We start from the raw sequence: 21,160 nt of genomic DNA on the forward strand, positions 1-21,160 counted from the left end.
CGATGAGCAAAGTCCGCATCACCGAGTATCTCGACATCGACCTGCCCTCGGAAACGTGGCGCTGCAACCGCTGCGGCCACGACCTCGGCTCCGCGCACGGCAATTACAAGGAAGGCTGCCTCGTCGCGGAGCGGCCGCTGGACGAGGTGCATCCGCCGCTCGTCGCGGAGGGCAATTACAGCTTCACGCCGGACAGCCGATATTGCCGTCTCGTCGAGTTCTACTGCCCCGGCTGCGCGACGATGCTGGAGAACGAATATCTGCCGCCGGGCCACCCGATCACGCACGAGATCGAGCTCGACATCGCCGCGCTGAAGCGCCGCCACGGCGCGGCGGCATGACGAACCGGCTCGCCTCCGTCCTCGGCGGCGACGCGGGCGCCGCGGTGCTGCCGCGCCTGTCGGCGGCGGCCGCGCCGGTGTGCGGCCAGCCGTGGAGCGCCATCGCGGCCGACGCCGGGCAGATCGTGCAGGCCGCGAAGCGCATCGCCGCGCTGTTCGGCAGCGACGCCATCGTCATCGAGATCGACGCGGCGGCGAGCGAGACGACGGTCGAGGCGATCCGGCGTCTGACAGCCGAGGGAGGACGCCCGGTCGTCCCCGTGCTGCCCGGCCCGGTGACGCTCGCCGCGGCAAGCGACGCCGACACGGCCAAGGCGGTACTTACCGCAATCGGCGAGGCGATCGGCGAGGCGCGCCCGGCGCTGCTGCTTTTCGACGAGAGCGCGGCACCCGCCGACGATCTTTCCGGCATGGCCGCGCGCAAGCTGTTCAACACGCTGCGCAACGTCGCATCCTATTTCGACGTGCCGCTCGGCATCGTCATGACGATCGCGGACGCGGACGCCGCCGACGCGGCCGTGCGCCTGAAACCCGATGCGGTGATCGCGGCGGGCGCGGCGGACGCCGATCTGCTGGACCGCATCGCCGCCGAAGGCCTCGTCACCGGGATCGCCGTGGCGGTGGACGACGCGGCGGCGGCGGCGAACGCCGCAGCGCTCGCGGCGACGCGGCCGCTCATCATCACGACGACCGGCGGCGGCCCCGATCCGCTGCCGGTGGAAGCCATGCACGCATTCATGGGCGCGTTCGGCAGCGCCCGCAAATCCTGAGGACAAACGCTGCGATGAGTTACACGGTAGGCATCGACGTCGGCGGCACCTTCACCGACTTCTACTGCGCCCACGAGGACGGCGGCTTCCACACGGCGAAAACGCCGACGACGCACTACGACCTCTCGGTCGGCTTCATGCGCGGCATGGGGCTGCTCGCGAAGGGGCTGAAGCTGAAGCTGCCGGAGTTCCTGAGCGGCCTTTCGAGCGTGCGCTATTCGACGACCGTGGGCACCAACGCCCTCATCGAGCGCACCGGTCCCAAGCTCGGGCTCATCACCACCGCGGGCTTCGAGGACACGATCTTCATCGGGCGCGGCCGCAGCTGGGCGGACGGGCTCGGCTGGCAGCAAGGCCGCGACCTCGCGCGCATCGAGAAACCAGCGCCGCTGATCGACCCCGAGATGGTCGTCGGCGTGCGCGAGCGCATCGACTACGCGGGCAAGATCGTCGCGCCGCTGTCGCGCGAGGAAGTTCTCGAAAAACTCCAGACGCTCGTCGACCGCGGCGCGCAGGGCTTCGTCGTGTCGCTGCTCTGGTCGTTCGTGAACCCGGAGCACGAGCAGTTCATCAAGCAGGTGATCGAGGAGGAATATCCCGAGGACTATCTCGGCTCGATGCCGGTGATCCTGTCGTCGGAGATCTCGCCCAAGGCGGGTGAGTACACGCGCACGATGACCGCGGTCGTCAACGCCTACATCCACGGGCTGATGGCCGACGAGCTGAACAAGCTCGGCAACGAGCTGCGCGACGGCGGCTACAAGAAACCGCTGACGCTGGTTCACAACACCGGCGGCACCAAGAAGGCCTCGCGCACGCGCGCCGTGCTGACGCACAACGCCGGGCCGGTCGCGGGCCTGCACGGCGCCGCCGCGCTCGGCGGGCTGTCGGCGGACGGCAATATCGTGTTCACCGACATGGGCGGCACCTCGTTCGACATCGGCCTCATCGAGGGCGGCGCGATCAAGGCGCACGACTTCATCCCGGTGATCGACCGCTGGCGCACCAACATCCCGGCGATCGAGGTGAAGTCGATCGGCGCGGGCGGCGGCTCCATCGCGTGGATCAACACGACGCTCGGCGACACGCTGGAGGTCGGGCCGCAGTCGGCGGGGTCGATGCCGGGGCCGGCCTGCTACGACAAGGGCGGCAAGGAGCCGACCGTGACGGACGCCGACCTCGTGCTCGGCCTCTACAATGCCGAGAATTATCTCGGCGGCGAGATGCTGCTCGACGTCGATCTCGCGAAACAGGCGATCGGCGAGAGGATCGCGAAGCCGCTCGGCATCCCGGTGGAGGAAGCCGCGTGGCGCATCCGCCGCATGATCGACGCGCGCATGGGGCAGGAGGTGTTCAACGAGGTGGCGCTGAAGGGCCACGACCCGCGCACCTTCGTGCTCTACGCCTGCGGCGGCGCGGGCGGCGCGCACGCGGTGGGCTTCGCGCCGTTCATCGGCGTCGGCAAGATCGTCGTGCCGCTGCAATCGTCGGTGTTCGGCGCGTTCGGCGCCTCGACGATGGCGATCAAGGAGGTGTGGGAACGCTCGCGCTCGCTGAAGCTCTTCAACTGGGCGGAGCAGGCCTATCTCTCCGATCTCGCGCCGTTCAACGATCTCGTCTCGGAACTCGTCGATCTCGCGACGCGCGACCTGAAGCTCGAAGGCTTCGACGAGCGCGACATGGCGTTCCGGCTCGAACTCGATATGCGCTACGGCAGCCAGTACAACATGACGCGCGTCGCCGCGCCGGCGCTGCGGCTGGAGAGCGCGGACGACGTGAGGGCGCTGTGCGACGCGTTCACCGCGCGCTACGCTGAGGTCTATTCGCCCGAGGCGACCTTCCCGGCGGGCGGCATCAACGTCGAGAGCTTCTTCCTCACCGCATCGGTCGCGCAGGACCCGTTCGCGCTGTCCGCCGAAACGCTCGCCGCGCCGGAGCCCGATGCGAATGCGCAGACCGAGACGCGCCCCGTCTACTGGGACCCGGCGGACGGCTTCACGGACACGCCGATCTACGACGCGCGGCGGCTGAAACCGGGCAACCGGATCAGCGGCCCTGCCGTCATCGAAAGCCCCGACACGACCCATGTGGTCGCGCCGGGCTGGACCTTCCACATCGACGCCTGGCGGAACGGCGTCCTCGAACGCAGCGCCTGAGGGAGACACGCGACATGACCGGCATTGCCTACGCCCGCGACCACGAGGTGGTCCAGCGCCTGCGCCCCGAACCGATGACCGAGGCCGAAGCCGCCGCGCAGGCGCGCATCGACCCGGTGGAGTTCGACATCTTCAAGCACAAGATGCACATGATCGCGCTGGAGGGCAAAGAGACGACGATGAAGCTCGGCGCCTCCACCGCGATGCGCTGGGGCGACGTCGCCTTCGGCATCTTCACGCGGCAGGGCGACCTCAGCGTCTGCGCGACCGGCATCTATCACCACGCTGTGCTCGGCCAGCTCCCGCTGAAATACGTGGTGAAGCACTGGGTGGACGAGCCCTCGGTGGGCGTGAAGGACGGCGACAGCTTCTTCTACAACGATCCCTTCTACGCGGGCGTGCACAACGCCGACATGGGGCTCGCCGTGCCCGTGTTCCACAAGGACGAACTGATGTGCTTCATCGCTGCCGCCGTGCACACCGGCGAGGCGGGCGGCACCGAGCCCGGCGGCACCTGCAACACCGCGAAGACCAAGTACGACGAGGGGCTGCTGGTGCCGCCGATCAAGATCGGCGAGAACTACCAGCTGCGCGAGGACATCCTCAACATGCTGGCCGCAATGACGCGCGACCCGCGCACGATGATCCTCGACATCAAGGCGCGCCTCGCCGCCGCGCGCATCGCGCAGCGCCGCGTGCTCGAAGTGATCGAGGAGAAGGGACCGGAGTTCTTCATCGGCGGCCTGCGCCGCATCCTGACGCAGACGGGCGAGGCCGCGAAGCGCCGCGTCGCCGAGCTCAACGACGGCATCTACCGGCAGCCGCGTTTCCTCGACACCGTGGGCACCGAATCCGGCCTCACCAAGATCAACCTCACCATGATCAAGCAGGGCGACCGCATCATCATGGATTTCGAGAACACCTCGCCGCTCGTGGAAGGCCGCCCGATCAACAGCTTCTTCCAGGGCATCCTCGGGCTTTCGTGCGTCTATTACTGCGGCTGGCTGTTCCACGACCTTCCCGCCAACAACGGCCTTCTGGAAGCCATCGACTGGCGCTTCCCGGACGACGCGATGGTGAACGCCAAGGGCGACGCCTCCACCTCGCTCGCGCCGCTGGTGCAGACCTGCTTCACGCAGGGCATCTTCCTGACCGGCGCGCGCATGACCTACAGCTACGACGCCTCGCGCGCGGTGGCGGCGTGGTTCTCCGGCTTCGCGATCCCGACCTTCGGCGGCATCAACCAGTTCGGCGAGGGCATCGCCGACATCACGCCCGAGATCAACGCCACGGGCTGCGGCGCGCGGCCGGACATGGACGGCGTGGAGGCGGCGGGCGCGTTCTTCGCGACGATGAGCGACTGTTCGGACGTCGAGGCGACCGAAAGCGACCGGCCGTTCCTCTACACGTTCCGCAACCTGTTCAACAACAGCTACGGCCACGGCAAGCAGCGCGGCGGCTGCGGCGTCGGCTTCGGCCTCATCGTCCACGACACCAACCGCTTCATGCTCGGCTCGATGGGCGGCGGCTCGCGCTTCCCGACGACGCTCGGCCTGTTCGGCGGCTACGCCGTGCCGCCGGTGTTCGTGCAGACCGTGCACGGCAGCAACATCAAGACGCTGATGGCGGACGGCGCGACGCCGCTGCCGCACGATCTTGCCGAGGTGTTCGCGGCGGACAATCCCGAGACGGGCACCAAGGAAACGCTCGACGTCAACATGGTGGTGCGGCCGTTCAATGACGGCGACACCTATTACGTCGCGGTCGGCGGCGGCGGCGGCTACGGTGACCCGCTGGAGCGCGATCCGGCGAGCGTGCTCGCCGACCTTCGCAACGGCCGCGTGTCGCACTGGGCGGCGGAGCACGTCTACAGGATCGCCTACGATACCGGGACGCTGCGCTTCGATGCCGAGGCCACCGACGCGCTGCGGAAGGCGGCGCGCGCCGAACGGCTCGCCCGGGCGAAGCCTTACGGCGAATTCGTGAAGGACTGGTCGAAGCTGTCGCCGCCCGAGGATGCGCTGCGCTACTACGGGAGCTGGCCGAACCCGCGCGACGGGATGCAGCCGGCCGTGCAGCTCCGCGCCGCCTGAGGGACCCGTGGATACTCTCGCGGACCTTGCCGAGCGCACCGTTCACGGCCTGCTGCAACAGCGGGCCGCCGAACGCCCGGACGACCCGTTCCTGCATTTCGAGGACCGGGCGTTCACGTTCGGCGCGCTGCACGAGGCGGCGTCGCGCCTTGCGGGCGGGCTTGCCGCGCTCGGCGTCGGGCGCGGCGACAAGGTCGCGATCATGATGGGAAACCGCCCGGAATTCCTCCTCTGCTGGTTCGCGCTCTCGCAGCTCGGCGCCGTCGAGGTGCCGATCAACACGGCGCATCGCGGCACGCTCCTCCACTACATGCTGGATCAGGCGGAATGCTCGCTGCTGATCCTCGAAGGCGCGTTTCAGGATCGCCTCGCGGACATCGCCGCCGACCTGCCGAAGCTCCGCACCGTCGCGCTGCTGGACGGCAAGGGGCCGGACGGCATCCCGCAACGGATCATCGACTTCCGAACGCTCAAAAGCGCCGCACCGCTCGCGGACGCACCGTCGATCGGCCCCGCCGATCCGGTCGCGGTGATGTTCACCTCCGGGACCACCGGACCCTCCAAGGGCGCGGTGCTGCCGCAGAACTACGTGCTGATGCAGGCCGCGATCATCGCGGAAGCCTGCCGCTATACGCCGGGTGATTGCCTCTACAACGCGCTGCCGCTGTTCCACGGCAACGCGCAGTTCCTCTCGACGATCCCGGCGCTGCTTTCGGGCGCGCGCATGGTGCTCGCGCGGCGCTTCTCGGCCTCCGCCTTCTGGGACGAGGTACGCGCGCACGGCTGCACGGCGTTCAACTACATCGGCGGCATCCTGCCCATTCTCTGGAAGGCGCCGCCTTCGCCCGACGATGCGACGAGCGGTCTCCGCCTGATGATGGGCGCGGGCGCGCCGAAGGATTTGTTCGAGGCTTTCGAGCAGCGCTTCGGCGTCCGCCTCGTCGAAGGCTACGGCATGAGCGAGATCGGCATTCCGCTGAACAACAGCATCGAGCATCGCCGGCCCGGATGCTGCGGACGGCCGCTGCCGCAATACGAGGTGCGGCTGGTGGACGACGACGGCGGCGACGTACCGGACGACACGCCCGGCGAGCTGCTGATCCGGCCGAAGACGATGAACAGCATGATGCTGGAATATTACCGGATGCCGGAAAAGACCGTGGAAGCGTGGCGCGACCTCTGGTTCCACACCGGCGACTATCTGAAGCGTGACGCGGACGGCTATTATTATTTCGTCGACCGCAAGAAGGATGCGCTGCGTCGGCGCGGCGAGAACATCTCCAGCTACGAGGTGGAGCGCGGCGTCTCCGCGCATCCCGCCGTCCTCGAATCCGCCGCGGTCGCCGTCGCCTCCGAACTGGGCGAGGACGAGGTGATGATCTGCCTGACGCTGCACCCCGGCCAAAGCCTCGAACCCGTCGACCTGATGCGGCACTGCCTGCGCCAGATGGCGCGCTTCATGGTGCCGCGCTACGTGCGCATCCTCGAGAGCCTGCCGAAGACGCCGACCGAGCGCGTGCAGAAATACGCGCTCCGCGCCGAGGGCGTCACCGCCGACACCTACGACCGCGAGGCCGACCCCGCGTGGCACACGCTGCTGAAGGACGCGGCGGCATGAGCGGCGACAACCTCCCGCCCTTCGCGGAAGGCATCTTCCGCAGCGACGGCGCGCTCACCGAGCTCGTCGGCAGCCGCTGCCCGACATGCGGCGCACGGCACTTCCCGGCGCGTGCGCATTGCCCGGACGACATGGCGGAAACCGAAACCGTGAGCCTCGGCGCCAGCGGCACGCTCTACAGCGCCACGGTCGTCCGCACCAAGCCGCCGTTCGGCCTGCCCGCGCCCTACGCGGTCGGCTACGTCGACCTCGATGATCATCCCTTGCGCATCTTCATGCTGCTCGACCCCGCGCACGCAGAGGATTTCCGCATCGGCATGGCGCTCGATCTGAGGAGCGGCGCGCTCGGCGTTGGCCTCGACGGCGAACCCTGCATCCGTCCCTATTTCACGCCCGCACTGAAAGACTGATCCCCGCATGGTCGCGATCCTCGGTGTCGGCACGACACGCTTCACGCAAAAACTGGAACGAACGATCGTTTCACTGGGCGTCGAGGCCGCGCGCCTCGCACTTTCCGACGCGGGCCTCGCGCCCGCGCAAATCGACGGCGCATTCGTCGCCAACGCGCTCGGCGGGATGCTGTTCGGCGACACGACGATCGGCCAGACCCTGCTCCGCGAGGTCGGCCTGCGCCGCCTGCCGGTCGTGAACGTCGAGAATGCCTGCACCTCGGGATCGAGCGCGCTCTGGCTCGCGTGGAACGCCGTGAGCGCGAGGCAGATGGAGGCGGCGCTGGTGCTCGGCGTCGAGCGCATGTGCGTGCCGACGCTCGGCCTCATCAATTCCGGGCGCACCGAGATCGACACGCTGCTCGGCCTCGTCACGCCCGCGAGCTTCGCGCTGCGCGCGCAGCGGCACATGCACGAATTCGGCACCACGCGCGAACAGATGGCCGCGGTCGTCGAGAAGAGCCGCCGCCACGGCGCGCTCAATCCGAACGCGCTGTTCCAGCGCGCGGAGGCAACAGCCGACGTGCTCGCCGGTCCGGCGGTCGCCGATCCGCTCACACGCTCCGAATGCTGCCCGATCGCGGATGGCGCGTCGGCGCTCGTCATCGGCTCCGATCGCCTCGCGCGCGAACTGGGCGCGGGCGTGCGCATCGACAGCGTCGTCCTCGCGAGCGGCGGCTACGAGAACCCCGCCGATCTCGCGCGCTGGGAGACCGACAGCGAGACCGCCGCCACCGCATATGCGCGCGCCGGGATTGGACCCGAGGACCTCGACCTCGTCGAATGCCACGACGCTTTCTCGATCGCCGAGATCCTGCACTGCGAGGCGCTGGGCCTCTGCGCGCCGGGCGAGGGCGGGCCGCTTGCCGCGAGCGGCGCGACCGCGCTCGGCGGGCGCATCCCCGTCAACGTCTCCGGCGGGCTTCTGAGCCGCGGCCACCCGGTCGCGGCGACGGGCGTCGCCCAGATCGCCGAAATCGCCGCGCACCTGCGCGGCAACGCGGGCGCGCGCCAGGTGGACGGCGCGAAGGTCGGTCTCGCCCAGTGCATGGGCGGCGACCTCGCCGGCGACACGAAATCCTGCACCGTCGCGGTCCTTTCGCGATGAGGCAGAGAACACCAGAAAACGGGAGGATTGCATCATGGTTCGAAGGTCTGTTTCCGCTGCCATAAAGACCGGAATTTCCATTTCGGCATTCATGGCAGGGTTCATCGCCCTGCCCGCCGCCGCGCAGGACACCGATGAGACCGGCATCGCCGAGATCATCATCACCGCGCAGAAGCGCGAGCAGAGCCTGCAGGACACGCCGCTCTCCGTCTCCGCGTTCGGCGCGGCGCAGATGAATGCACGCGACGTCACCAACATCGGCAATGTCGCGGCCTATGTGCCGAACGTCGAGATCAATTCGGGCAAGGGCGACGGCGGCAGCACCAACGCCGCGATCTTCATCCGCGGCGTCGGCCAGAACGATTTCATCTTCCCGACCGATCCGGGCGTCGGCGTCTATGTCGACGGCGTCTATATCGCGCGCTCGATCGGCGCGATGATGGACCTGTCCGACATCGAGCGCATCGAGGTGCTGCGCGGACCGCAGGGCACGCTCTACGGCAAGAACACGATCGGCGGCGCCATCAACATCATCTCCTCGCGGCCCGGCAACGAACTCTCCGGGCAGGTCCGCACGACGCTCGGCTCGCGCGACCGCATCGACGTGGAAGGCCGCGTCTCGGTGCCGCTGATCCCGGACGTGCTCGCGATCAAGCTCGCCGCGGCCAGCAAGAATCAGGACGGCTACGTGATCCGCCCCGACGGCACCGATCTCGGCAACATCAACGTCGATGCGGGTCGCTTCGCGATCGCGTGGAATCCTGCGGAGGACTGGACGGTCGACCTGTCGTTCGACGCCTCGCGTATCCGCCAGAACGGCTCGCCGCAGCGGCTGTCGGACACGTTCTCGTTCCCCGGCGGGCTCTACGATCTCTACAACATGATCGCCGCGCCGCTCGTCGCCGCGCGCGACGGCCTGCCCGCGGGCGCGCTGTTCGACGACCGCTGGGTCTCCTCCGACCGGCGCGTCAGCAACGGCACCGGCCCGACGCGCGACAAGGCGGACGTGTGGGGCACGAACCTCACCATCGCGTGGGAGGCGAGCCCGGCGCTCACCGTCAAGTCGATCACCGGCTACCGCGAGATGGACGCGAAGATCCAGGTCGACATGGACCAGTCGCCGTTCCCGATCATCCACACCGACGAGGTGCAGAGCGAGAACCAGTTCAGCCAGGAATTGCAGCTGGGCGGGGCGACCGGCGACAAGCGTCTGAACTGGCTGGTCGGCGCGTACTACTTCCGCGAACGCGCGCACGATCTCAACCAGACGCTGCTCGCCTCGGGCCTCTACGACGCGCTCGAACTGCTGCCCGATGCGCTGATCCCGCTGGTGCCGGGCGTGCCCTGCCCGCCGCCGGTGGCCGGCCTCCCCTGCGCGGGCGGCGCGGGCAATCCGTTCAACGCGCTGCTCGACCTCGACGTGCGGCCGCAGACGGCGCTCACCACCAACAACTGGGCGGTGTTCGGTCAGGCGAGCTACGAGATCGTGCCCGCGCTGACGCTCACCCTCGGCGGGCGCTACAGCTGGGAGCGCAAGCGCTACTTCATCGATTCCGTCTATCCGAATTCCGGCCGCATCGCGACGCCGCCGACGCACGACGAGCGCACGTGGAAGAACTTCACGCCGAAGATCGGCATCGACTACCGCGCGAGCGACGACGTGCTGCTCTATGCATCGTGGTCGAAGGGCTTCAAGAGCGGCGGCTGGAACCCGCGGCCGCTGACGCCCGAGGAATTCAAGTCCTACGATCCCGAGAAGCTGACGGCGTATGAGGCGGGCCTGAAGTCGCGGGTGCTGGGCGGGCTGATGACGTTCAATCTCGCCGGCTTCTACAGCCAGTACAAGGATCTCCAGCTCCAGACCAACAGCGTCTCGCCGACGACGGGCGGCCTGATCCTCACCGTCGATAACGCAGGCAGCGTCGATCTCTACGGGTTCGAGGCGGAGATTCTCGCGGCGCCGCTTCCGGGCCTCGACCTCAACGCCAGCGTCGGCTACCTCCACAACGAGTATCAGTCGCTCGCGGCGGGCACGGGCTATCCGATCACCAACAAGCTGCCGAAGGCGCCCGCATGGACGGTCGCGCTCGGCGCGCAGTACCGTTTCGATCTGCCGGGAACGATGGGCGGGCTCACGCTGCGCGGCGATCTCAGCCACCGCAGCAAGACCTATCACGATCCGGCGAATTCGCTTTCGATCGTGCAGCCGGCCTATACGCTCGTCGACGCGCGCCTCGCATGGACATCATCGAGCGAGGCGTTCGAGGTCGCCGTCTTCGGCAAGAACCTGACCAAGGAAAACTATTTCACCGCCGCCGAGTTCGTACCGGCGTTCGGCGTGCAGAACATGGTGATCGGGCGTCCCCGCGAATGGGGGCTTCAACTCACCGCACGTTTCTGACGATCCCTTCCGGGTTGTCGGTATCGGCCGGAGGCGGCGCCCCGCCTCCGGCCGTTTCTTTTCTAGAAGTTGTAGCGCACCTGCGCACCGAACCAGCGCGGCTGCGTGTAGGTGTCGTAGGCGCCGCCGAGCGGCGGGGCCGAGACGTCGAACGAGAAGATCTTGCGGGCCTTGTCGAACACGTTGTTCGCGAACACCGAAAGCTCGAGCTTGTCCTCCATCGTCTTCAACGACACGCGCGCATTGGCGAGCCATCCGCCCGGGACCTTCGTGACCGCCGCGTTGGTGAGCTGCGAGTAGAAGTCCGCGGTGTAGACGGCGTTGAACGTCGTGCTGAGCTCGCCGAAGCCGAGATCGAAGTCCTTCGTCGCGGCGAGGTTGATCGTGTGGCCGGGCGACTGCGGCGCCTTGCGGTCGACGAGGCGCGTGCCGATCGGAATATCCTCGACGTTCGTGTGCAGCAGCGCGAGGCCCGCGTCGAAGCGGAAGCCCATGCCCGGTTGCACCGACAGCTCGAAGTCCGCGCCGTAGATCTCCGCGCCGGTGTTGAACAGCGTGAAGTTGAAGCCGCGCTGGTCGAACGCCTGATAGTTCGAATAGTCGTAATAGAAGGTCGCGGCGTTGAAGCGGACGCGGCGATCGAGCAGCTCGAACTTGCCGCCGATTTCATACGCCATCAGGTTCTCGCCCTTGAAGCGGAAGCCGGAGAGCGGCGCCTGCCCGACGAAACCGGCGTTGTAGTTGAACGCCTTGTAGCCGCGGTTGATGCTCGCATAGAGGAGCATCGCATCATTGGGCTTCCAGTCGAGCGCGAGGCGGCCCGAAACGCCGGTTTCGCCGTGCTTGTCGGTGGTGACGCCGTTCGCCGCAAGCGTGCCCGGCGCGATCAGCAGCGGGCAGAGCGGGCCTTCGCAGATTTCCGAGTAGTAATAGTCCTTCTCGTCGCGCGTCACGCGGATGCCCGCCGACAGCTTGAGCTGATCGGAGAGATCGTATTCCGCCTGCGCGAAGCCCGAGTAGGACTTGGTGTCGACCCGGTAGTCGGCGCGCGGATAGGTGGCGAAGCCGGAGAGGTTGAAGCCCTGGAAATAGTCGCCGTTGATGTTGAGGTAGTAGAGACCGGCGGTCCAGCGGAACGCGCCGTCGTCCTCGATCAGGCGGATTTCCTGCGTGAAGTGCTTCGCCTTCGCGTCCTGCTCGAAGACGCCGATGTCGACCGGCGAGAAATCGTTGTCGGCGGCGTAGGTGCTGTCGAGCTTCTGGTAGCTCGTCACCGTCGCGAGCGAGTAGCCGCCGCCGAGATCGTAATTGATCTTGCCGCCGATGGTCCACGTCTCGCGCGCGAAGTTGCCCGCGTAGTTGAACGCGCCGGTGTAGGGATCGCCGTCCGCGTCGGCATAGCCGAAGCCGGTGGGCGAGCCCGGCGGCAGCGGCACGCCGAGGCCGTCCGCATCCTGCGTGGCGCCGGTGATCATGGCGCCGCCGCTGGTCACGGGCCGCGTCTTGTACCAGTCGGCGAACAGGTTGATCGTCAGCGCCTCGTTCGGTTCCAGCCGGAGCTGGAAACGCCCGGCGAGCGTGTCGTCGGCGAGGAGGTCGGGGCCGATCGCGTTCTTCACGTAGCCGTCGTGCTTGTCCTTCATGAAGGCGACGCGCGCGGAGACGCCCTCGGCGATCGGGCCGCCGACCGCGGCCTCGATGCGGAACTGGTCGTAGCTGCCGTAGGTGAGGTCGACATAACCGTCGAGTTCGTCGCCCGGCTGGTTGGTGACGATGTGGACGAGGCCGCCCGTGGCGTTGCGGCCGAACAGCGTGCCCTGCGGGCCCTTCAGCACCTCGACACGGCCGACGTCGAACAGCTGCTGCACGCTGGTGCCGCTCGAGGGCTGGTACACCTCGTCGATGTAGAAGGCGTTGGCGGGCTCGATGTGGCCGGCGAAATCGTTCTGCGAAACGCCGCGGATCGAGATGAGGCCGGCGACCGGCGGGCCACCCGGCGAGACGAACTGCAGGCCCGGCGTCATCGCCGCAAGGTCGGTCGTGTCGCGCAGGCCGAGCTCGACGAGGCGGTCGCCGCCATGCGCCGTGACGGCGATGCCGATGTCCTGCACGTTCGCGGCGCGGCGCGTCGCGGTGACGACGATGGCCTCGATGCCGTCGCTGCCGCCCGTCGCGGCATCCTGCGCCGCCGCGCCCGTCGCGCCGAGCGCGGCCGCAAGCGCGAGAAGACCGGCACCCGTGTTGAAACCGCTGGTCCGTTTCATGATTCTGACACCTCCCCCGAAAGGCCGGTCGCGCCCCGCGGCGGCCGGCGATCTTGCTTCTCGGGGCCCTTCATGGCGCGTTCCCGAAAAGCCGCCTATAACGGGAAACACTCATGGGGGTATCGGGGGGTGTGGCGCGGAAGCCGCGCGTCTCCGGCACTTTTCCCGCGCCGGCTTTTCTGATTGAATGCGGAATGCAGGGGCAGTAGATTCATTGTACGATCGGTCGATCTATAGATACGCGCCATGAAGAGCGCACGAGACCGAGGGACGAGGGAGGCGGAGGTGCCCAGCGTGAATTTCGGGGAGGATCCCTCAGCGGGGATCTTCGAGAAGATTCTGTCGTGCGAAAGCGCCGACGCGGTCGGCGAAACAGTGCTCGAACCGATGGTCGATGCGCTCGGCGCGACGAGCGCGGTGTTCATGCAGATCTTTTCGTCGCCCTACGGCGACCGGCATTTCGGTGCGCGCAGCTATGTCGGCGGCACGCCCGCGTCGGTGGATGCCTATGTCGACGGGCTCTACGCGCTCGACCCCGTGATCCGTCCGGTGATGGAATGGATCGACGACGAGCGCGGCCCGGCGCCGAGCCTGCTCACCAGCTCCTTCGAGCGCGAGCTCGCAGAAGACGCGCAGTACCGCGACACGTTCCTGCGCCCCTACGACATCGGCCATGTCGTCGCCGTCGCGATGCCGATGAAGACCGGTCTCGAAGCCCAGCTCGCCTGCGTCGGCTTCCATCGCCGCCACGGCGACATCGCCTTCCTGCCGGAGCAGCTCGCGTGGTTCCAGCGGCTGGTGCCGGCGATCCGCTCGGTGCTCTATGCGCTCGCCTGCAAGGAGGCGCTGGCGCTTTCCGAGACCATCGCCATCGCCGCGCGCGAGGCGGGCACGGAGATGGGCTTCCTGATCCTCGACGAGGATCTCGTCGTCCGCAACGGCAACGCGAAGGGCATGGAGGACCTCGGCCTCACCGGCGCGCGCGGCGGCTCGTCCGTGCTCGGCGAGATCAAGCAGCGTTTGTTGACCGTGGATCGCGTGCCCGGCGCGGCGTTCGGCTTCAAGGCGAACGGCCCGCGCGCGTTCGATGTCGAGGTCCGCAATTTTGAAACGGCCGACGGGCGCCACTTCCATCTCGTCGTCACCAGCGGCGGCGGCCCGCGCCACGCCATCGGCGACGCCTGCCGCCGCTTCGGCCTCACCGAGCGCGAGACGGAGATCGCGCGCCAGATCGCGTCGGGCAAGTGCAACGCCTCGCTCAGCCACGAACTCGGCATCTCGCTGCGCACCGGCGAGAACCACCTTCGCTCGATCTACCGCAAGGTGGGCGTCAGCAGCCGGACGCAGCTCGTCTCGCGCTTGCTGCACATCCAGTAAGTGCGGTAACGCTCCGCCGATGGCCGAGCTTCCGCTCCTCGATCCCGACATCGGCGCCGCGCTCGTCGACGCGATGGGCACGCCCGCGTTCGGCGCGCTGATGCTGGACGCCGCGCAGCGCGTCGCGGGCGTCGACGAGATCTTCGCCTACCATGTCCGCGACGGCGAGCGCCCGGTCGCGCTCTCCTCGATCAGCGAACGCGGCGACCACGACCGCCGCGCGCGGCACTATGCCGAGCGCTTCTACCACCATGATCCGGTCGTCCACGCCCGCCAGCGCACCGCCGCTGGACGCGGCTTCGTCGCCTGCGTGCGCGCCGCGGAAATCAGCCTGCGCGACTACCGCGCGATCTGCTTCGAGCAGCCCCGCTTCGCCGACAAGCTCTGCTTCGGCTGGCGCGGCGCCGGGCGTGCGATCGTGCTCAGCTTCTACCGGCGGCAGGACAGCGAAGGCACCGCCGCGCTCGCCGCGCTCGCCAACGTCGGCCTCACCGCGCTCGCCCGGCAGAACATCGCGGCGCCCGACCCCGAGGCCCGCCTCGTCGAACGTCTGGAAGCCCGCATCGCGCGCGCCTTTCCGGCGCTCACGCACCGCGAGCGGCAGGTCGCCGCCCGCACCGTCGCCGGCTGGACCGCGGAGCGCACGGCGGATGCGCTCGACATCCGCCCGAGCAGCGTCCTCACCTACCGCCAGCGCGCCTACCAGCGCCTCGGCTTCTCGTGCGCGGCGGATTTCCTTCCCGCGATCCTCGACTGACCGATCCGGCGTTCTGACACGAATACCGTGCGTCCCTCGACTTCGCTCGGGATGATGCACGTTTTACAAGGGATAAAGGCCCCTTCATCCCGAGCGAAGTCGAGGGACGCACAACCGGACTGTCGTTTCGGTCGGGCTACACCGCGTTCATCGTCAGCAGGTCGTATGTCGCGCAAAGCTCGTCGTCCTGGTTGGTGACGCGCACCGCCCAGCGCACCTCGCCCATCTCGGGCGAGCGCTGCGACTTCGACTTCACGGTGAGCGAGACCTTCATCGAATCGCCCGGCTTCATCGGCTTCACGAAGCGCAGGTGCTCGAGGCCGTAGTTGGCGAGCACCGGCCCCGGAGGCGCATCGACGAAGAGGCCGGCCGCGAACGACAGGATCAGGTAGCCGTGCGCCACGCGCCCGCCAAAGATCGGGCTCGCCTTCGCGGCCTCCTCGTCCATGTGCGCGTAGAAGGTGTCGCCGGTGAAGTGCGCGAAATGCTCGATGTCGTCGAGGGTGATGGTGCGCGATCCGGTCTTCAGCGTGTAGCCCGGTTCCAGCTCGCCGAGGCGCAGGCGGAACGGGTGCACCGTGCCCTCGTCCATCGGCGCGCCGGGCAGATACTCGCCGAGCGCCTTCGACAGCAGCCCCGGATCGCCCTGAAGCGCGGTGCGCTGCATGCAGTGCTTGACGCCGCGGATGCCGCCCATCTCCTCGCCGCCGCCCGCGCGGCCGGGGCCGCCGTGGACGAGCACCGGCAGCGGCGAGCCGTGGCCCGTGGAGGTCTTCGCGGATTCGCGGTTCAGGAACGCCATGCGCCCGTGGAATGCGCCCGATTCGAGCACCAGCTCGCGCGCCGTGGCGCCGTCGTGCGTGAACACGGAAATGGCGAGCGAGCCCTTGCCGTGGTTGGCAAGCGCCGCGGCATCGGCGAGATCGGCGTAGGGCATCAGCGTCGAGACCGGGCCGAACGCCTCCACCTCGTGAATCGCCTCCGCCTTCCACGGATCGTCGGTGCGCATCAGCACCGGCGCGAAGAATGCGCCCTTTCCGTCGTCCGCCGCGTTCGGATCGCCGTAGACGACCGGCGCGACCGCCGAAAGCTCGGCCACCTTGGCGCGCACGTCCGCAAGCTGGCCGCGGCTGACGAGCGCGCCCATGGTGACGCCTTCCTGACGCGGATCGCCGACCACCGTCTTCGCGAGGCGCGCGGAGAGCGCCTCCTGCACGGCGTCGATCAGGCTCGCGGGCACCAGCGCGCGGCGGATCGCGGTGCACTTCTGCCCGGCCTTCACCGTCATCTCGCGCGCGACCTCCTTCACGAACAGGTCGAACTCCGGCGTGCCCGGCGCAGCATCCGGCGCGAGGATCGAGGCATTGAGCGAATCGCGCTCCGCCGTGAAGCGCACCGCCTCGCGCGCGATCACCGGGATCTGCTGGAGCTTCGCGGCGGTCGCCGCCGAGCCCGTGAACGCCACCGAATCCTGCCCCGTGAGATGATCGAAGAGGTCGCCCGGCATCCCGGCGATGAACTGGAGCGCGCCCTCCGGCAGCACGCCGCTTTCGATCATGATACGGAACGCCGCCTCGGCCACGTAAGCCGTGGCGGACGCGGGCTTCACGATCGCGGGAACGCCCGCGAGCAGCGTCGGCCCGAGCTTTTCGAGCATCCCCCACACGGGGAAGTTGAACGCGTTGATGTGGAGCGCGAAGCCCTGCATCGAGGTGTAGACGTGCTGGCCGATGAAGCTGCCGTCACGCGCCAGCACCTCGGTGTCGCCGTCGATCAGGATGCGGTCGTTCGGCAGCTCGCGCCGCCCCTTCGAGGCGTAGGAGAACAAGGTGCCCGCGCCGCCCTCGATGTCGATCCAGCTGTCGGCGCGCGTCGCGCCCGTGTCCCACGACAGGTCGTAGAGCTCTTCCTTGCGCTCCATGATCGCCTGGCCGAGCGCCTTCAGCATCAGCGCGCGCTCGTGGAAGGTCATGGCGCGCAGCGCCTTGCCGCCTTTCTTGCGGGCGTAATCCGCCATGCCGCCGAAATCGAGGCCGTCGCTGCCGGTCTCGGCGACGACCGCGCCGGTGAGCGCGGAATGGATGGGCGCGAGCCCGCCGGCGCTCTTCACCCAGCGGCCTTCGGCGTAGTTTTCAAGAATGGCGGTCATGGATCGTGGCTCCGGGAACAGGGGTCGTCGTGGACGGCGCGCGGATCAGGCGCCGGTGAATCAGATGCCGGTGAATTTCGGTTTGCGCTTTTCCATGAAGGCGGCGACGCCTTCCTTGTAGTCGGCGGAAAAGCCGAGGCGGCGCATCAGGTCGCGCTCGTTGTCGAGCTCGGCGTCGAGCGTGTTCGCCCATGCGCCGCGGATCGCCTGCCGCGTGGCGGCGAGGCCCTGCGTCGGTCCGGCGGCGAGGCGAACGGTAAGCGCGCGCGCCTCTTCGGCAAGCGCCTCGTCGTCGATGCACTTCCAGATGAGGCCCCACTCTTCGGCGCGCTCGGCGCTGAGCGGCTCGCCGGTGATGGCGAGGCCGAGCGCGCGCGCTTGACCCACGAGGCGCGGCAGCACCCACGTGCCGCCGCTGTCGGGGATGAGGCCGATCGCCGCGAAGGACTGGATGAACTTCGCGCTTTTCGCGGCAAGCACGATGTCGCAGGCAAGCGCGATGTTGGCGCCCGCGCCCGCGGCAACGCCGTTCACGGCGCAGACGACCGGGATGGGAATCGTGTTCAGTCGGCGGATCAGCGGATTGTAGAACCGCTCCACCGAATCGCCGAGATCGACGGCGCTTTCCCCCGGCGTCACGGCACGGTCGGAAAGGTCCTGCCCCGCGCAGAAGCCGCGCCCCGCGCCCGTCAGCAGCAGGGCGCGCGCGCCCTCCTTCTCGGTGCGGTCGAGCGCCTCGGCGACCTCGCCGTGCATCTGCACGGTGAAGCTGTTGAGACGGTCGGGACGGTTCAGCGTCAGCGTCGCGACGCCCTCGCTGATGTCGAACACGATCGTTTCGAAAGACACGCCACCTCCCTCCGCAATTGTTAATGATAAAATGAACGGTCGAACAATTATTGGCAAGCGCGAAATCGCCCGCTATCTGCCTCGCCATGCCTGACACGACGAAGCCGAATCCGCCAAATTCCGCACCGCTCTCCGCCGACGATACGGCGCTCCGCATCGCCCGCGCAATGGCGGCGAAGGAAGGCACCACGCCCGCCTTCGGCCTCGAGATCGAGGCGGCGGGCGAAGGTTATGCGCGCGTCGCCATGCGGCTCTCACCCGCCATGCTGAACGGCTTCGGCATGGCGCACGGCGGCATGGTCTTCCTGCTCGCCGACACCGCGTTCGCCTACGCCTGCAATTCGCGCAACGTGCAGACCGTGGCGCAGCACGCCAGCATCAGCTTCATAGATGCTGGCCGCGCGGGCGAGCGGCTCGTCGCCGAAGCGCGCGAGCGCGCCGCGAAAGGCCGGACGGGGGTATACGCCGTCAGCGTCTTCGGCGAAGACGGCCGCATCATCGCTGAATTCCAGGGGCTCAGCCGCACCATCGGTGGGCCGGTCATCGAAGAGGGACAATCATGACGGAAGCTTTCATCTGCGACGCCGCGCGCACGCCGATCGGCCGCTACGGCGGATCGCTCGCGGAGGTCCGGCCGGACGATCTCGCTGCGGTGCCGCTGAAGGCGCTCGCCGCGCGCAATCCCGGCATCGACTGGGGTGCGCTCGACGACGTGATCCTCGGCTGCGCCAACCAGGCGGGCGAGGACAACCGCAACGTCGCGCGCATGGCGGCGCTGCTCGCGGGCCTCGGCGACAGCGCGCCGGGCACCACGATCAACCGCCTGTGCGGCTCCGGCCTCGACGCGGTGGCGATGGCGTCGCGCGCGATTCGCGCCGGCGACGCCGATTTCATCGTGGCGGGCGGCGTCGAGAGCATGACGCGCGCGCCCTTCGTGATGCCGAAGGCGGACAGCGCCTTCTCGCGCGGCAACGCCGTCTACGACACCACCATCGGCTGGCGCTTCGTGAACCCGCTGATGAAGGCGGGCTTCGGCATCGATTCGATGCCCGAGACGGCGGAGAACGTCGCGGACGACTTCGGCGTCTCGCGCGAGGACCAGGACCGGTTCGCGGTCGAGAGCCAGCGCCGCGCCGCCGCCGCGCAGGCGAGCGGCCGCTTCGCCGAGGAGATCGTGCCTGTCACCATCGCGCGCAGGAAGGGCGACCCCGTCGTCGTCGACCGCGACGAGCATCCGCGCGAGACGAGCATGGAAACGCTCGGCAAGCTCCGCCCCATCGTGCGCGCGGACGGCACGATCACCGCGGGCAATGCCAGCGGCGTCAATGACGGCGCGGCAGCGCTGCTCATCGCCAGCGAATCGGCGGCGGCGAAGCACGGGCTCACCCCCATCGCCCGCATCGTCGGCGGCGCCGTCGCGGGCGTGCCGCCGCGCATCATGGGCATCGGCCCCGCCCCCGCCACGCGGCGGCTGCTCGCGCGCACCGGCGTCGCGCTCGGCGACGTCGACGTCATCGAGCTCAACGAGGCGTTCGCCGCGCAGGGCCTCGCCGTGCTGCGCCAGCTCGGGCTCCCCGACAACGCGGCGCACGTGAACCCGAACGGCGGCGCCATCGCGCTCGGCCACCCGCTCGGCATGTCCGGCGCGCGCCTCGCGCTCACCGCCGCCATCGAGCTCCGGAAGCGCGGCGGGCGCTACGGCCTGGCCACCATGTGCATCGGCGTCGGGCAGGGCATCGCGCTACTGATCGAGCGTGTCTGAATCGTTCAAATAATAATTGACCGGTCGGTCGATTTATTATACGTGAGACGGAACAGGGAGGAAGGAGCGCCCCGTGTACACCACAGAACTTCAGAAGGCCGATCCGCAGCAGGTTCCCGCGCGGGAACCGCAGGACCTCATCGACGCGTTCGAGGCGCGGGTCGCCGCCGACGCCTTCATCGAACCCAAGGACTGGATGCCGGAGGCGTATCGCCGCACGCTCATCCGCCAGATTTCGCAGCACGCGCACAGCGAGATCGTCGGGATGCTGCCGGAGGGCAACTGGATCACGCGCGCGCCGTCGCTGAAGCGCAAGGCGATCCTGCTCGCCAAGGTGCAGGACGAGGGCGGCCACGGCCTCTACCTCTATTCCGCCGCCGAGACGCTCGGCGCCTCGCGCGAGGAGATGATCGACGCGCTGCACAGCGGCAAGGCGAAATACTCGACGATCTTCAACTACCCGACGCTGACGTGGGCCGACATCGGCGCCATCGGCTGGCTGGTGGATGGCGCCGCGATCATGAACCAGGTGCCGCTGCAGCGCACCTCCTACGGCCCCTATGCGCGCGCGATGGTCCGCGTCTGCAAGGAAGAGAGCTTCCACCAGCGGCAGGGCTATGACGCCCTCCTCGTGATGGCGAACGGCACCGACGAGCAGAAGGCGATGGTGCAGGACGCCATCGACCGCTGGTGGTGGCCGGCGCTGATGATGTTCGGCCCGCCCGACGAGAATTCGCCGAACTCGGCGCAGTCGATCCGCTGGCGCATCAAGCGCGAGACCAACGACGAGCTTCGCCAGAAGTTCGTCGACGCCACCGTGCCGCAGGTCCACCTGCTCGGCATGAAGGTGCCGGACGCCGACCTCAAGTGGAACGAGGAGCGCGGCCATTACGACTACGGCGCGCTCGACTGGGAGGAATTCTACGCCGTCGTGCGCGGCGAGGGTCCGACCGCGAAGGAACGCATGGAAGCCCGCCGCAAGGCGTGGGACGACGGCGCCTGGGTGCGCGAGGCGGCAGACGCCTACGAAGCCCGCCGCCGCATCAAGGCCGCAGCCTGAAGGAAA

16 protein-coding genes are annotated in these 21,160 nt (G+C 68.5%); 13 read left to right on the top strand and 3 right to left on the bottom strand.

The genetic code is table 11. The features are described 5' to 3' along the window. Nucleotides 1-2 precede the first annotated feature (2 nt). From PE061_RS05360 to PE061_RS05395, 8 genes are all read left to right on the top strand, one after another. Complete coding sequence (locus tag PE061_RS05360) at nucleotides 3-341, top strand: acetone carboxylase subunit gamma (RefSeq protein ID WP_271258125.1); 339 nt, start codon at nucleotides 3-5, stop codon at nucleotides 339-341. Continuing rightward, complete coding sequence (locus tag PE061_RS05365) at nucleotides 338-1,111, top strand: hypothetical protein (RefSeq protein ID WP_271258126.1); 774 nt, start codon at nucleotides 338-340, stop codon at nucleotides 1,109-1,111. Before PE061_RS05360 ends, PE061_RS05365 begins: the two co-directional genes overlap by 4 nt. A gap of 14 nt (nucleotides 1,112-1,125) precedes the next feature. Then, on the top strand, nucleotides 1,126-3,267 hold the full coding sequence (locus PE061_RS05370; protein ID WP_271258127.1) for a hydantoinase/oxoprolinase family protein: 2,142 nt from the start codon (nucleotides 1,126-1,128) through the stop codon (nucleotides 3,265-3,267). 14 nt (nucleotides 3,268-3,281) lie between these two features. Then, on the top strand, nucleotides 3,282-5,360 hold the full coding sequence (locus PE061_RS05375; protein ID WP_271258128.1) for a hydantoinase B/oxoprolinase family protein: 2,079 nt from the start codon (nucleotides 3,282-3,284) through the stop codon (nucleotides 5,358-5,360). A gap of 7 nt (nucleotides 5,361-5,367) precedes the next feature. Further along, entirely contained in the window at nucleotides 5,368-6,978 is a 1,611-nt protein-coding gene (locus tag PE061_RS05380; protein WP_271258129.1) for an AMP-binding protein, read from the top strand. Continuing rightward, complete coding sequence (locus PE061_RS05385; RefSeq protein WP_271258130.1) at nucleotides 6,975-7,388, top strand: Zn-ribbon domain-containing OB-fold protein; 414 nt, start codon at nucleotides 6,975-6,977, stop codon at nucleotides 7,386-7,388. Before PE061_RS05380 ends, PE061_RS05385 begins: the two co-directional genes overlap by 4 nt. A gap of 7 nt (nucleotides 7,389-7,395) precedes the next feature. Then, nucleotides 7,396-8,535, top strand: a complete 1,140-nt coding sequence (locus tag PE061_RS05390) for a thiolase family protein (protein WP_271258131.1) — start codon at nucleotides 7,396-7,398, stop codon at nucleotides 8,533-8,535. Between the two features lie 91 nt (nucleotides 8,536-8,626). Further along, nucleotides 8,627-10,936 carry a TonB-dependent receptor gene (locus PE061_RS05395; RefSeq protein WP_271258132.1) on the top strand — a complete coding sequence of 770 codons (2,310 nt, stop codon included), beginning with the start codon at nucleotides 8,627-8,629 and terminating at the stop codon, nucleotides 10,934-10,936. Between the two features lie 62 nt (nucleotides 10,937-10,998). On the opposite strand, the gene PE061_RS05400 is transcribed toward PE061_RS05395, so the two are convergent. Continuing rightward, nucleotides 10,999-13,200, bottom strand: a complete 2,202-nt coding sequence (locus tag PE061_RS05400) for a TonB-dependent receptor (RefSeq protein WP_271258133.1) — start codon at nucleotides 13,198-13,200, stop codon at nucleotides 10,999-11,001. Nucleotides 13,201-13,494: 294 nt separating this feature from the next. Here PE061_RS05400 and PE061_RS05405 point away from each other — a divergent pair, with 294 nt between their 5' ends. After that, nucleotides 13,495-14,577: a helix-turn-helix transcriptional regulator gene (locus PE061_RS05405; RefSeq protein WP_271258134.1), complete on the top strand. Its 1,083-nt coding sequence runs from the start codon at nucleotides 13,495-13,497 to the stop codon at nucleotides 14,575-14,577. A 19-nt stretch (nucleotides 14,578-14,596) separates the two neighbouring features. Next, nucleotides 14,597-15,334, top strand: a complete 738-nt coding sequence (locus PE061_RS05410; RefSeq protein ID WP_271258135.1) for a LuxR C-terminal-related transcriptional regulator — start codon at nucleotides 14,597-14,599, stop codon at nucleotides 15,332-15,334. A gap of 136 nt (nucleotides 15,335-15,470) precedes the next feature. Here PE061_RS05410 and paaZ read toward each other — a convergent pair whose 3' ends face one another. Further along, complete coding sequence (gene paaZ / locus PE061_RS05415) at nucleotides 15,471-17,483, bottom strand: phenylacetic acid degradation bifunctional protein PaaZ (protein WP_271258136.1); 2,013 nt, start codon at nucleotides 17,481-17,483, stop codon at nucleotides 15,471-15,473. A gap of 60 nt (nucleotides 17,484-17,543) precedes the next feature. Next, nucleotides 17,544-18,332 (bottom strand): 2-(1,2-epoxy-1,2-dihydrophenyl)acetyl-CoA isomerase PaaG, encoded by a 789-nt coding sequence (paaG, locus tag PE061_RS05420; RefSeq protein ID WP_271258137.1) that lies wholly within the window; start codon nucleotides 18,330-18,332, stop codon nucleotides 17,544-17,546. Nucleotides 18,333-18,418: 86 nt separating this feature from the next. On the opposite strand from paaG, the gene paaI reads away from it, so the two are divergent. The 3 genes from paaI to paaA all read left to right on the top strand — a co-directional run bounded on the left by paaI (nucleotide 18,419) and on the right by paaA (nucleotide 21,154). Beyond that, the gene (paaI, locus tag PE061_RS05425; protein WP_271258138.1) at nucleotides 18,419-18,895 is read left to right on the top strand and encodes a hydroxyphenylacetyl-CoA thioesterase PaaI; all 477 of its coding nucleotides are present in this window, start codon (nucleotides 18,419-18,421) and stop codon (nucleotides 18,893-18,895) included. Then, nucleotides 18,892-20,094, top strand: a complete 1,203-nt coding sequence (gene pcaF / locus PE061_RS05430) for a 3-oxoadipyl-CoA thiolase (protein WP_271258139.1) — start codon at nucleotides 18,892-18,894, stop codon at nucleotides 20,092-20,094. Before paaI ends, pcaF begins: the two co-directional genes overlap by 4 nt. Nucleotides 20,095-20,167: 73 nt before the next feature. Continuing rightward, on the top strand, nucleotides 20,168-21,154 hold the full coding sequence (paaA, locus tag PE061_RS05435) for a 1,2-phenylacetyl-CoA epoxidase subunit PaaA (RefSeq protein ID WP_271258140.1): 987 nt from the start codon (nucleotides 20,168-20,170) through the stop codon (nucleotides 21,152-21,154). Nucleotides 21,155-21,160 lie beyond the last annotated feature (6 nt).

This window comes from Sphingosinicella microcystinivorans, from assembly GCF_027941835.1.
In the GTDB taxonomy this organism is placed as follows: Bacteria; Pseudomonadota; Alphaproteobacteria; order Sphingomonadales; family Sphingomonadaceae; genus Sphingosinicella.

Excerpts from the sequence above, each read along its gene's own strand:
- PE061_RS05360 (WP_271258125.1), top strand. The coding sequence starts at position 3 with ATGAGCAAAGTCCGCATCACCGAGTATCTCGACATCGACCTGCCCTCG.
- PE061_RS05365 (WP_271258126.1), top strand. The coding sequence starts at position 338 with ATGACGAACCGGCTCGCCTCCGTCCTCGGCGGCGACGCGGGCGCCGCG.
- PE061_RS05370 (WP_271258127.1), top strand. The coding sequence starts at position 1,126 with ATGAGTTACACGGTAGGCATCGACGTCGGCGGCACCTTCACCGACTTC.
- PE061_RS05375 (WP_271258128.1), top strand. The coding sequence starts at position 3,282 with ATGACCGGCATTGCCTACGCCCGCGACCACGAGGTGGTCCAGCGCCTG.
- PE061_RS05385 (WP_271258130.1), top strand. The coding sequence starts at position 6,975 with ATGAGCGGCGACAACCTCCCGCCCTTCGCGGAAGGCATCTTCCGCAGC.
- PE061_RS05390 (WP_271258131.1), top strand. The coding sequence starts at position 7,396 with ATGGTCGCGATCCTCGGTGTCGGCACGACACGCTTCACGCAAAAACTG.
- PE061_RS05395 (WP_271258132.1), top strand. The coding sequence starts at position 8,627 with ATGGCAGGGTTCATCGCCCTGCCCGCCGCCGCGCAGGACACCGATGAG.
- PE061_RS05400 (WP_271258133.1), bottom strand. The coding sequence starts at position 13,200 with ATGAAACGGACCAGCGGTTTCAACACGGGTGCCGGTCTTCTCGCGCTT.
- PE061_RS05410 (WP_271258135.1), top strand. The coding sequence starts at position 14,597 with ATGGCCGAGCTTCCGCTCCTCGATCCCGACATCGGCGCCGCGCTCGTC.
- paaZ (WP_271258136.1), bottom strand. The coding sequence starts at position 17,483 with ATGACCGCCATTCTTGAAAACTACGCCGAAGGCCGCTGGGTGAAGAGC.
- paaI (WP_271258138.1), top strand. The coding sequence starts at position 18,419 with ATGCCTGACACGACGAAGCCGAATCCGCCAAATTCCGCACCGCTCTCC.
- pcaF (WP_271258139.1), top strand. The coding sequence starts at position 18,892 with ATGACGGAAGCTTTCATCTGCGACGCCGCGCGCACGCCGATCGGCCGC.